1 protein-coding gene is annotated in these 292 nt (G+C 75.7%); it reads right to left on the bottom strand.

Annotated features, from left to right (window positions below):
• On the bottom strand, positions 1 to 292 hold a 292-nt coding region (locus IG84_RS38610; protein WP_037801501.1), incomplete at both ends, for a biotin carboxylase N-terminal domain-containing protein.

Genomic DNA, 292 nt, shown 5'->3' with positions numbered 1-292 from the left:
GGTGCGGGCGACCTTCAGGCCGCGGCCGCCGCCGCCGAAGGCGGCCTTGATGGCGATCGGCAGGCCGTGCTCCTGGGCGAAGGCGACGACCTCCTCCGCCCCGGCGACCGGGTCGGGGGTGCCGGCGACCAGCGGGGCGCCGGCGCGCTGGGCGATGTGGCGGGCGGCGACCTTGTCACCCAGGTCGCGAATCGCCTGCGGGGGCGGGCCGATCCAGATCAGCCCGGCGTCCAGCACGGCCTGGGCGAATTCGGCGTTCTCAGAGAGGAAGCCGTAGCCGGGGTGGATGGCA

The organism is Streptomyces ochraceiscleroticus (assembly GCF_000720485.1).
Lineage (GTDB): Bacteria > Actinomycetota > Actinomycetes > Streptomycetales > Streptomycetaceae > Streptomyces > Streptomyces ochraceiscleroticus.
The sequence above is the reverse complement of the archived record's forward strand: the minus strand, read 5'-3'. Positions and strand labels throughout refer to the sequence as shown.